Annotated in this window: 11 protein-coding genes; all 11 read right to left on the reverse strand. The window is 31.6% G+C overall.

Annotated features, from left to right (window positions below):
• Window positions 1-7: 7 nt before the first annotated feature.
• The 11 genes from asnS to aroA all read right to left on the reverse strand — a co-directional run bounded on the left by asnS (window position 8) and on the right by aroA (window position 12,575).
• Complete coding sequence (asnS, locus tag AB1J10_RS02370) at window positions 8-1,300, reverse strand: asparagine--tRNA ligase (protein ID WP_046208240.1); 1,293 nt, start codon at window positions 1,298-1,300, stop codon at window positions 8-10.
• Between the two features lie 74 nt (window positions 1,301-1,374).
• Window positions 1,375-4,092: a helicase C-terminal domain-containing protein gene (locus AB1J10_RS02375; protein WP_369002991.1), complete on the reverse strand. Its 2,718-nt coding sequence runs from the start codon at window positions 4,090-4,092 to the stop codon at window positions 1,375-1,377.
• A gap of 25 nt (window positions 4,093-4,117) precedes the next feature.
• Window positions 4,118-5,089, reverse strand: a complete 972-nt coding sequence (locus AB1J10_RS02380; protein WP_107365961.1) for a biotin--[acetyl-CoA-carboxylase] ligase — start codon at window positions 5,087-5,089, stop codon at window positions 4,118-4,120.
• Window positions 5,073-6,281, reverse strand: a complete 1,209-nt coding sequence (locus AB1J10_RS02385) for a CCA tRNA nucleotidyltransferase (protein WP_064208943.1) — start codon at window positions 6,279-6,281, stop codon at window positions 5,073-5,075. Before AB1J10_RS02385 ends, AB1J10_RS02380 begins: the two co-directional genes overlap by 17 nt.
• Complete coding sequence (bshA, locus tag AB1J10_RS02390; RefSeq protein ID WP_064208942.1) at window positions 6,274-7,422, reverse strand: N-acetyl-alpha-D-glucosaminyl L-malate synthase BshA; 1,149 nt, start codon at window positions 7,420-7,422, stop codon at window positions 6,274-6,276. Before bshA ends, AB1J10_RS02385 begins: the two co-directional genes overlap by 8 nt.
• Before the next feature lie 32 nt (window positions 7,423-7,454).
• The gene (locus AB1J10_RS02395) at window positions 7,455-7,772 is read right to left on the reverse strand and encodes a nucleotide pyrophosphohydrolase (RefSeq protein WP_019468926.1); all 318 of its coding nucleotides are present in this window, start codon (window positions 7,770-7,772) and stop codon (window positions 7,455-7,457) included.
• Window positions 7,773-8,103: 331 nt separating this feature from the next.
• Complete coding sequence (locus tag AB1J10_RS02400; protein WP_046208235.1) at window positions 8,104-8,799, reverse strand: zinc metallopeptidase; 696 nt, start codon at window positions 8,797-8,799, stop codon at window positions 8,104-8,106.
• A 37-nt stretch (window positions 8,800-8,836) separates the two neighbouring features.
• On the reverse strand, window positions 8,837-9,439 hold the full coding sequence (locus AB1J10_RS02405; RefSeq protein ID WP_064208941.1) for a DUF1405 domain-containing protein: 603 nt from the start codon (window positions 9,437-9,439) through the stop codon (window positions 8,837-8,839).
• Between the two features lie 4 nt (window positions 9,440-9,443).
• On the reverse strand, window positions 9,444-10,004 hold the full coding sequence (locus tag AB1J10_RS02410) for a YpiB family protein (RefSeq protein ID WP_046208233.1): 561 nt from the start codon (window positions 10,002-10,004) through the stop codon (window positions 9,444-9,446).
• Between the two features lie 21 nt (window positions 10,005-10,025).
• On the reverse strand, window positions 10,026-11,273 hold the full coding sequence (locus AB1J10_RS02415) for a tetratricopeptide repeat protein (protein ID WP_046208232.1): 1,248 nt from the start codon (window positions 11,271-11,273) through the stop codon (window positions 10,026-10,028).
• 3 nt (window positions 11,274-11,276) lie between these two features.
• Window positions 11,277-12,575: a 3-phosphoshikimate 1-carboxyvinyltransferase gene (gene aroA / locus AB1J10_RS02420; protein WP_107365471.1), complete on the reverse strand. Its 1,299-nt coding sequence runs from the start codon at window positions 12,573-12,575 to the stop codon at window positions 11,277-11,279.
• Window positions 12,576-12,584 lie beyond the last annotated feature (9 nt).

Raw genomic sequence — 12,584 nt, forward strand, 5'->3', positions numbered from 1 at the left:
GATAATATTATGGATATAGTCGATTTAATAAACGAGGGAATGGTGCAGTTTCACGAACATGCTCTACACCTGATAGCCATGCGACTGTTCTTTCTAGACCTAAACCGAATCCACTGTGAGGTACACTACCATAACGACGTAAATCTAAATAGTAACTATAACTTTCAGGGTCTAATTCAAATTCATCGATACGTTGTTCTAATAATGCAAGGTCATTGATACGTTCAGAACCACCGATTATTTCTCCATATCCTTCGGGTGCTATTAAATCTGCACACAACACTGTATCCTCATTATCTGGATTTGGTTGCATATAGAAAGGTTTGATTTTTGTTGGATAATTTGTAATAAATACAGGTAAATCGTAATGATTTGCAATTGCAGTTTCATGAGGCGCACCAAAGTCTTCTCCCCATTCGATATCATCAAAGCCTTGTTCTTTCAAGAATTCAACTGCATCATCATATGTGATACGTGGGAAAGGCGTTGTAACTTTTTCAAGCTTTTCAGTGTCACGTTCTAAAATATTTAATTCTAATTTGCAATTTTCTAGTACTGATTTAACAACATGTGTCACATATTGTTCTTGAATTTCTAGGCTTTCGTTATGATCGCAAAACGCTTTTTCAGCCTCTATCATCCAAAATTCAATTAAATGACGGCGTGTTTTAGATTTTTCTGCACGGAATGTAGGTCCAAATGAAAATACTTTACCATGAGCCATTGCAGCTGCTTCTAAATAGAGTTGACCACTTTGAGATAAAAAAGCATCTTGATCAAAATATTTAGTATGGAATAGTTCACTTGTACCTTCTGGTGCACTAGCTGTTAAAATAGGTGGATCTATTTTGGTAAACCCAGTATTATTAAAGAATTCATATGTTGCACGAATAATTTCGTTTCTTATTTTCATAACTGCATGTTGTTTTTTTGAACGTAACCAAAGGTGACGATGATCCATTAAGAATTCTGTACCATGGTTTTTCGGTGTGATTGGGTAATCATGAGCTTCTGCAATGATTTCAATAGATTTTACTTGCATTTCATAACCTAAATCAGAGCGATTATCTTCTGAAATGACACCAGTAATATATAATGAAGTTTCTTGCGTAATATCTTTAGCTAACTGAAAAGTATCTTCATCTACATCAGCTTTTACTACGACGCCTTGCATAAAGCCAGTACCATCTCTTAACTGCAAGAATGCAATTTTACCACTTGAACGTTTATTCGTTAACCAAGCACCTATCGTTACTTCTTGGTTAATGTAATGTTTTGCTTCTTTTATCGTTGTTTTCATAACCAAACTCCTAATATTTTTGTAGTCTTCTTTTATTAATCCTTATACATTTTAACAAAATCAAGGTACAACTTCTAGTTGCGCGAGTTACTTTTATGATGTATTGTCTCTTTTTTTATTTTTTTAAGTAAGCTTGAAAATTGTTTTATATCGCCTTTCTTTTGACGATAACTTTCTAATGATTGTTCAAAGAATTGTTTGTAATTACTTTTAATTAAACGATCATCAAATGATACGATGATACCTTTATCTTGCTCACTTCTAATAAGTCTGCCTAGTCCTTGCCTGAAACGAGTAACAGCATCAGGTAAAACGAAATCTTTAAATGTGGAAGTGAATTCAGATTCCATTAACCAATATTTCGTATTGTTATGATTCATAAAAGGTAATTTTGTAATCATTACACACTTGATACCATTTGATTGGAAATCAAAACCTTCAAAGAATGTGCTAGTCCCTAATAGGATGGCTTTAGAAAAACTATTAAATTGCTGTACAATTTTATAGTTTTGATTTTGTTGTTGTGTGAGTATTACGTAATCCTCAAACTCAGGTAATTCATTCAAGAGTTCTTGTACCATATGCATCATCTTATAACTAGTGAATAGAATTAAACATTTTGATTCAATAACTGTTGTATATTCTATAACATAATTGACAATAGAGCTCACATAGTCATCAATATTTTTATAATTATATGAAACGACATCATTTGGTATAAATACAGTTGTCTGGTTTGAAGATACTGTTGCAGTATCAAGCTCATAAGTATTAAATATGATGTCCTTATTAAACCATTGCTTGAAATTTTCAAATGAGTGATTAAAAGTTAAGGTACCTGAAATAAATGTAAGTGCATTAAATTTATCTAACACTTGTTTTGTTAATATTTCTTTCACATCATAATCTTTTACATTTAATTTGATTGTAGATTTTTGGTTAATGTTTTTAATGGATAAATAACTAGTATGATTATTTTTTAAACTAGTTTCAATTGCTCTAAACTTATCATTAATATAAAGTAATTGTTTTCTTACTGTTTTAATTGTTTTATGGCTCATGCCGTTAAAGAATTCTAAGGTCATATTTAATTTATGAATGATGGCATGCAAATCATTTAAAATAGGTGTTACATCAAAATGATATACAAAATGAACTTTATGCACTTCATCATCATGTATTTCTGATTGTTGGATACTATTAAACATCGTACTAAACAATTGTTCGTTTAAATCATGTATTTCATTGATATTTGTTTTAAGGCCAAAAACATCGATTGGTGGTATATCTAATTTTTCAAGTATACGTTGTTGTTCTAAATGGTCGATAGCGGCAAGTAGTTTATCGTTTTCAGTTTTACCAATTAGGCCTAATTGGTATTTGACATCAGAATAGCTTAATTCATTCGTAACTTGGTTTAATGCGTAATCAGGTAACCTATGGGCTTCGTCAATGATACAATCATCAAATAATTGATAAATTGTATTGTCATGTGAAGCATGTATTAAATGAGCATGATTTGTTATACCAATTTGTATATTTTTTGCGTTACGCTTAATAAAATTAAAATAATTAATGTCATTACGCACTGGAACATAAGTTTCTAACTTTTGTTCATAATACATTTTTTGTCCGCCTTTTAAATCTAACTCTTGTATATCTCCAGTATGTGTTTCTGTAATCCAGATCAATAATTGCATTTTCAAAATGCTAACTTCGTAATTATTAGATTCATCTTTTAAGATTTGACTGATTAATCCTAACGAAATATAATCTCGTTTACTTTTGATTAAAGATGCATTTATTTTAAAATTCAATGCTGATTTTAATGCAGGTATATCTTTTTCCAACAACTGATTTTGTAATAATTTTGTATTTGTAGAAATCATTACATGTTTTCCTGTTTGTATGTTATACATTAGTGAAGCTAATAAATATGAAAATGATTTACCACTCCCTAACGGCGCTTCAATCATAGCTTTCTCGCTATGCATCAACTGTTCTAATATAATTTCAGCTAAATATAATTGTTGGGGTCTATATGTTAAATTTAATTTTTCAGTAATGTCTGTATAAAGATCTTTTAAAGTTCCGTCAAAGTTTACTGTGGGCGCTTTAAAATCTCTTTGCTTTTTATAAATAATCTGTTCAAATTGTTCGAAGTCTTCACTTAGTCGTTCATGGTTATGGTTTCGAGCCATTTCAAAAAGAATATCATGTAAATCATATTTTAAATTTTTACTTAAATAATAAAGTTGTTTTAAAGTATCTAAATGTAGTGCTTCGAATTTATTGAAAGCAAGTATCATAAGTTGTGCAGTCGTTGCAGCATCTTCATCCGCACGGTGGGCATTATTTAACGTAATACCATGTGCTTCTGCTAATTCACTTAATTGATAACTTTTATCTGTTGGGAAAGCAACTTTAAACAATTCTAATGTATCTAATACTTTTTTGGGTCTATATCTGATATTACATTTTTTAAATGATTTTTTTATGAAATTTAAATCAAAAGTTACATTATGTGCGACAAAGATACAGCCTTCAAGTTGTTTGTATATATCGTCAGCAATTTCATGGAAATATGGTGATTGCTTTAGCATTTCATCTTCAATTGAGGTTAATGCTTGAATAAAAGGAGGAATTTCTAAATCTGTTTTTACCATAGAGTGATAGGTGCCAATTATTTTATTATCGCGGACGAAAGTAATACCAATTTGAATAATTTCATCGTAGTCTAATTGGTTGCCTGTTGTTTCTAAATCAACAACAGCGTAGCAAGGCTGTGTCATTTTCATTCCTCCTTTTCTTATAAATTTATAGTTCTATATCTGCACTCATGAGTTTGTGTTGTGTCTGTTGCTCATCAATGACAATTAGATAACCATGCTCATCAATATCTATAGCTTCACCTTGAAATTGTTGACCATTTTCAGTGAATTTTAAAGTTCTATTCCAAATATTTGAAGTTTCAATGTATTCATGTCGTATCGTGGAAAACGGCTGGCTTAAAAATTGATGGTAACGTTTTTCAATCTGATTTATTAATTGCTCTAATAAATGATAACGATGTATTTTTTGGTTAGCATGTATTCTCAAGCTCGTGGCCTTTGATTGCAACTCACCATGAAAATCTTCAGGCAAGTGATTCATATTTATGCCAATACCGCATATCACCGCTTCTATACCATCACTATTAGCTACCATTTCAGTCAAAAATCCACAAGCTTTTTTTCCATCAATATAGATATCGTTTGGCCATTTAATCGTTACTTTCTCATTACTAAATTGTTGCATTGTATCTCTGATACCTAATGCTATAAACAAGTTAAACTTTGTTATCATTTCAAATGGGACATTTGGACGTAACACAAGAGACATCCATAATCCTTTGCCACGTGATGAATCCCATGGTCTATTGAAGCGCCCTTTTCCTTTCGTTTGCTCATCACTTAAAATTAAAAAGGTGTTTGAGTTTCCAACTAATTTTTGTTTTGCGAGTAACTGTGTGGAATCAACTTGCGCTTTGACCTCTACATGATCAAACATTTTTTGTTCATCGATTAAAGGTTCTACAATCCCACTATACCATTTATCAGGTAGTTCAATTAAGCGATGTCCTTTATGGTTAATTGATTCAATTTCACACCCTTCTTGCTTAAGTTGATCAATTACTTTTTTGACTGCTGTTCGAGAAATTGAAAGATGTTCTGCAATAAACTGTCCAGAAATATATTCTGACTGGTTTGTATATAAGATTTGAATAACATCTTTACTGTATTTCGACATGTGACTTCACCCACCTAATGATTTCTGGTTTAATATTTTGAACATCTCTATTGATAATAGCAATCTCAATATCTCTCAATAGTGTTTTTAGCCAAGGACCGCTTTGCTTATTAACTGCCTCAAGGATATCTTTACCATTAATATCAATATCCTTTCTTGAGTGAATAGGTAACTTTTTAGATTCTTCTTTTACAGATTGTATATTTATAATAAGCGGTGAAAAAGAAGGTAAATGGTTTTTAATATGTAAATCTATGAAATTTAATATTAATAGTATATCTTGTTCACCATAATCATAAAGAAGTATTTTAAAGTCTGATTTAGATTTAATATTGGGTAATTGATTAAGTAGCCGTTCTAATTTACCTATATACTTTTTTTCATTATTACTAATTTTTAAATCATTAAGAGTACCATTTACTAAAGGTTGTTGTGCTTTCAATAAAGCTACAAATAAAGTGAACGGAATGGCTTCATCTAAAATAAAATCATTTAGTTTATAATGTTTGAAAAAAGGAATGTAATTAAATGCATTCAAGTACTGTAAGTTTTCAAAACTATGGGCTACATACTTACCAGAAGTGAGTTTTTTTAGTTCAACCACAATTCGTTCAATTGATAAATATTTAATATCATGGATATGTGATTTCATACCATAAAAAGTTTCATTTTCTAATGCAAATCCTAATTGTGCTTGAAAACGTAGACCTCGAATAATCCTTAACGCGTCTTCGTTAAAACGTTCATGCGCATTGCCTACGGTTCTAATTATGTGATTTTCAATATCTTGTTGACCATTGAAGTAGTCGTGAATATGAAAATCGGCGTCCATAGCTATTGCATTCATTGTGAAATCACGTCTTTTAACATCCTCATATAATTCACGCACAAAAAAGACTTCGTTAGGTCTTCGATGATCATCATAATCACCTTCTGCACGAAATGTTGTTACTTCATAGTGTTCATCATTATAGATAACATTGACTGTGCCATGTTCTCTACCTATAGGAATTGTCTTTTCGAAAATAGCTTCTACTTCTTCAGGCGTCGCACTCGTAGTAATATCAATATCGTGTATTGTTTTATGCATTAGATAATCTCTCACAGAACCCCCAACAAAAAATGCTTGGTAATGGTTAGATTGTAAAGTTTTTAATATTGGTTTTGCTTGTTCGAATAATGTTTTAGTCATGATTACCCTCTAACATTTTTTTATAATAATATTCATATTGGTCTGCAATTAAATCTGAAGAAAAACGTTCAGCAACATCATCCAACATTTGCTGCTGCATTTTTTTATAAAGTTCATCATCTGTCAACAATTGTAACGCATACGTACTGGCTGTATCACTATCACCAATATTTACTATAAAACCTGTTTCGTTATGTTTAATTACTTCTTTGATACCTCCAGCAGTAGAGCCAATTGGAAGTACACCTGATTTCATTGCTTCTAACAATGTGAGACCAAAGCTTTCCTTCTCACTTAATAATAATACTAAATCTGATATTTGATAAAATTCACTCACCCAATTTTGTTTACCTAAAAATAACACAGCATCTTCAATGTCTAATTCACGTGCTTTTGCTTTCATATCCATTAATTGAGGTCCATCACCTAATAAAATAAGTTTTGATGGCAATTTTTGGTGTATCTTTGCGAAAGTTTCAATGACTGTATCAATTCGTTTGACTGCTCTAAAATTAGAAACGTGAATAATCACTTTTTCTTCAGGTTCTATCCCGTAACAAGCTTTTAATTTGATATCAGATTCAGTTGGCATTGAATGTTTTGTAGGGAATTCATTTTCTCTAACGAAATTATAAATTGGAATGATTGTTTTATCTGTTTCAATAATATCAGTCGTTTGTTCTGCAAGTGATTTACTGACACTTGTCACTACATCGCTACCCTCTATACCAAATTTAATCGCATTTTTTAATGAGTGATCATATCCCAATACTGTAATATCAGTGCCATGTAGGGTAGTCATTATTTTAATGTCTTTACCAGACATGTGTTTTGCTAAGATACCACAAACAGCATGCGGTACGGCATAATGCATATGTAATAAATCTAGGTCATATTCATTGATTACTTCAGCAATCTTGGTACTTAAGGTAATATCGTAAGGTGCATATTGGAATACAGCATATTGATTCACTTCAACTTGATGAAATGTAATATTAGGTAAAGGTTTTCTAATTCTAAAAGGTATATTCGATGTTATAAAATGGATATCATGTCCTCTTTCTGCTAATTTGATACCCAACTCAGTGGCGATAATTCCAGAACCACCCATAGAAGGGTAACATGTAATTCCTATTTTCATAGGTGGCACATCCTTTCTTAAACAATATCAATCTATTTTCTTTCAAAACGATTTTTATCTCGTGTATTAAACTTATCCATTGTTTCGTTAAAACTTTCAGTCATATCTATATCTAAGGAATTAGCTATACATAGTAACACGAATAAATTATCTCCAAGTTCTGCCTTTACCGTGTTTGCAGCTTCACTATCTTTTTTCTTTTTTTCTCCATAAAAATGATTGATTTCTCTTGATAACTCTCCTACTTCTTCTGATAACCTTGCGAGATTTGCTAGAGGTGAAAAGTAGCCAGTTTTAAATTGATTTATATAGTCATCTACTTCTATTTGCATGTCTTTCATCGATTTCATGATAAACGCCTCTCATTCTATCAGTTTCTTTTATAGTATAGACTAATTCTATGATTCATGCATTATTCCTGCAACCTTTGTACACTATTCAATATGAATTAAGTAGTTAAATTAAATGATAATATGATGTGCTGAGGTATAACAATAATAGATGTAAAGGAAGTCACCATCTTAAATCTATATTTTAAAAAATAATAATTGTATACATAAAAAAAGAGATTGGGCAAAATGATTGCCTCAACCTCTTATCCTAATTTTATCAACCTAAGCGTTGTGAAACAGTGAAATAAATTTAAATAATTTATATTTCTGTCTCATTTGCATGGATAAATTATTCACTTGATCTAGCGATTAAAATGAAACGTGCAAGTTCTGCTAATGCTACAGCAGTGGATGCAACGTAAGTCATTGCAGCAGCTGATAATACTTTTTTTGCATGTCGATATTCTTTTTCATTAACAATATCTAAGCTTTTAATTTGTTTCATTGCTCTACTACTAGCATCAAATTCGACTGGCAAGGTAACAATTGAGAACAATACTGCGAATGACATTAATGCAATTCCAATCCAAAGTGCAGTTGAACCCAATGTACTCTGTAAACTCGTTAAAACAATACCAGCAAACACTGCCATGTAACCTAAAGAACTACCAATATTTGCTAAAGGTACTAATGAAGTTCTAAATCTTAAGAAGAAATATCCTTGGGCATGCTGTATAGCATGTCCTACTTCATGGGCTGCAATTGCTGTACCAGCAACTGAAGGTCTATTGAAGTTTGCTGGTGATAAGACAAGAACTTTTTTACTAGGATCATAGTGATCTGTTAGAAATCCTTTACCTTCGACAACATCTACATCATAAATTCCATTTGAATGGAGTATTTCAAGCGCTACTTCACGCCCTGTTTTCCCACTAGTTGATCTCACTTGAGAATACTTTTCATAGTTAGATTTAACCTTGTGTTGTGCCCATAGAGGCAGAACCATTAAAATAACAAAGTATATAATCATATAAATAAAAGACAAAAATCCTCACTCCTTTATAAACATTTTACTGTGGACGTTAATAATGGTCAAATATTTTATCTTTTTTAAATAGAGTTAAACTTAAATATAAAACTAAAGGTATAACGCTTAACCAGAATGCTAAGTATGCAATTGCTTCAATGTGACTTGCAATAAAATCATAAAAAGGATATTGCATAAATACATAATCGATAATGTCATTATGAAACACCCATATCATCGCTACGAAAAAGGCAGAAATCGTCACTTTAAATCTTGGATAAAAAATAAAACCTTCAATTGCCATAATGCCGTGAGAAAGTATCAACATACAACCTGTAATTGTAATCATATCGTATTGAATAAAAAGAATGATATTCATAATTACAGCCCATACTCCATACTTGATTAATGTGACAAAAGCGAGTGCTTCGATGATTGGTAAGTTCTTGTTAACAATCAACCCTAGAATAGCAATACATAAAAATAATGATGCAGTTGGGCTATCAGGTACAAATGGTATAAATTGCCAAGGTGTAGCACTCATTTGTGAACCGTACCAAATATACCCGTAAACTGTGCCTAATAAATTACATATTAATAAGAAATACAGCATACCTTTATTAAAAATGATAAGTTGCCATAGTGAGTAAATGTTCATATAGTCAATCCTTCGATAATGTATTAAGATTCCTCAACTTAAATGTATTTAGGATTTGAGATAATTGATAAAATAAAGCTCTATCCTGAAGTTGCAGACTTAAGTCAATATTGTCTTGTAAATATTTGATAATAGATGATTCACTTTTTTTTGATAATGGCAAACCATATATATCTTGAATATATACGGCATAATATGGAGAGTGAAGTAATTGTGTTAACAATAAATCGTCTAATTTCGTATCTCTAGAATCTTCTTTATTTAAATATAATTTGATATCAAAAAAGATATTTTGATTTGCGATATAGTCAAATATTTTTTCATTATTAATATATTGTTGATCCTCTACTATAAGTTTTATGGCGATGTTGTCTGTATTCACAGTTGCAATTTCTAAAGTGTTATGACTGGGAATTTGCTCATCTACAAAGTATATTTTTTGTAAAAGTTCAGGTGAGGATTTTATCAAATTTAATACCCATACACTAATTCGAGATTTAAAACGATACTGAAATAATACGTATTCTATAAAACTTGCTTTTAATTGTTGTAAGGTATCAGTCAATATACTCACCTTCTTTACTTTTTAGAATGATTGCAATCTTTCAGCTTCATCATGCCAAGTTTCGTTCGATGGGTCTATTTCTAGCAATTGCTTTAAGATTTGTTGTGCTTGTTCTATATAACCTATTTCAACTAAATAGAAATAATAATCACTTAAAAATGCTGATTGCGTTCTCATGGTTGGATAGGCTAATTCAAAGAAATGTTGTGCTTCTTTATCTCGCTCTTCTTGACCTAAAGCATGTGCTACATGCCACATAAATACGGGATCTAAATCTTCTTCATCTACATATTGTAATAAGCTAATAATTGAATCGTAATCTTCTTCTTGTCTAAAGAAATCACTCAAGATTAAAAGTGGTTCTTGATAAGCATTATCTACGTCTAAGGCTTGTAGTAACAATTGTACACCTTCATTAGCATCTCCGTGTTCTATTTGAATACTACCTGTTGATACCATTAATTCTTTATAAAATTGACTCAAGCGCAATCCTTCTTTACCAATTTCAATGGCATCTGCATGATTATGCTCGTTTTCATATAATTGTTGTAGATAAAAGTAGCCCTGTAGGAAGTCTGGATCTTTTGATAATAGTGTTTGCACTAATTTGATAGCTTCCTGTGTTAAGTCGTTTTTTTCATAAGCAATGGCCTTTTTGAAGTATATTTCTGAATCCATTTCATCTTCGCTGATTTCATTGAACATTGTGATGGCATCACTATAATTTCCACTTTGTAAGCTACAATCAGCTAAACGTGAGAATAAATTAACATTATTGATTTGATATTCTCCCGTTTCTAATACTGTTTCATATTCTGAAGAAGCACGTAAATATTGACCATCAAAATAAAGTAATTCTGCCAATGCGAAGTGTATGATTGGGTCATTTGGTTCAATATCAATAGCTTCTACTAATTTATCTATAGCCACTTCAAGCATATTTAATTGTTGGTATAAATCTGCTTCTAGCATCAAACGTTCTGTAGATAGTTCAACAGTGCTTAAATATTCTAATGCTTCATCCGTTTGATCTTCCGCAATCAGTCCTTCAATGAAATAAATTAACAGTTCACTTTCATCTGGGTATTTGTGATAAAGTGTACGAAATACTTCAAGACCTTGTGGCATTAGTCCATAGTTATATAATGTTTCACCGAGTATAAAGAGCGCATCATCTTTTGGAGAACTTAGCGCGTCATTTACCCGTGTATCTAAGTTATCTAGTTTTTGTAAGTTGATATCATCTATAAGTTTATAGATATCTTCCATACTTTATCCCTCTTTTTCTAATTGATTAAATTTAGCTAAGAAACCTGGGAAGGAAACATTGACTGCATCAAATTGATCAATCGTTAATGTATCACTAGTTAGTAAAGAAGTTACAGCAAGCATCATACCAATGCGATGATCAGTAAAGCTATCCACTGTGGCAGTTTGTTCCAATCTTGATGGATGGATAATCATGCCGTCACTTGTTGGTTGTAAGGTGAAACCTAATAAATTCAACATGTTTGCCGTAGTGTCAATACGATTGGTTTCTTTGACCTTTAATTCTTCCGCCTCTTTTATAATACTTGTTCCATTTGCTTGAGTACAAAGTAAGGCGATAACTGGTAATTCATCAATCGCTCTTGGTACCAATTCACCTTCAATATGGATAGGCTTCATATTTGGTGTATATTGTACGCGTATTGAAGCGGTAGGTTCTGAACCATTAGTTTGATTGAATAAAGTTATATTGCCATCCATTTGTGTCACGATATCTATGATACCTGAACGTGTTGGATTTATGCCAACATTGTGAATTGTAATATCACTTCCTGGAGTTATCAACCCTGCAACAATGAAATATGCAGCTGAGGAAATGTCCCCAGGTACGTGAAAATCAGTGGCAGTAATATGTTCAATACTATTTTCAGGTAATTGAATCATTTTATCATTGTAAGTAATCGGAATTTGATAATGTTCAAACATTGTTTCTGTATGATTGCGCGTTATACCTATTTCAGAAATCGTTGTTTTTTCGTTTGCAAACAAGCTTGCAAATAATATTGCACTTTTAACTTGAGCACTTGCGACTTCCATTTGGTATGATATGCCTTTAATTTGAGCAGGTTTGATGATTAAAGGCGTAAAGTTATGATTCACGCCTGAAATATCTGCATTCATTAACGATAGAGGTTTCATAATTCGATCCATCGGTCTTTTACCAATAGAAGCATCACCAGAAAGGACTGCTTCAATGCCTAGTCCGCATAATAATCCAGCAACTAAACGTGTCGTCGTTCCAGAATTGCCAGTATAGAGTACTTGATGTGGTGTTTGGAAAAATTTATATCCAGGTGAGTTTATTTCAATTTTATCTTCTAAAATTTCTATTTCGACACCAAGTAGACGGAAAATTTCTACTGTACGAATACAATCTTCACCAAGTAAGGGTTTATATATCGTTGACCTACCTGATGCTAATGAGCTTAAAATAATCGCTCTATGTGTCATTGACTTATCTCCTGGAACTTCTATTTCTCCAATCAGAGGACCATTTATATCAATTGTTTTACTATTAACCAATTATGCCAC

The organism is Staphylococcus cohnii species complex 1663, from assembly GCF_041008415.1.
Taxonomy (GTDB): Bacteria; Bacillota; Bacilli; order Staphylococcales; family Staphylococcaceae; genus Staphylococcus; species Staphylococcus ureilyticus.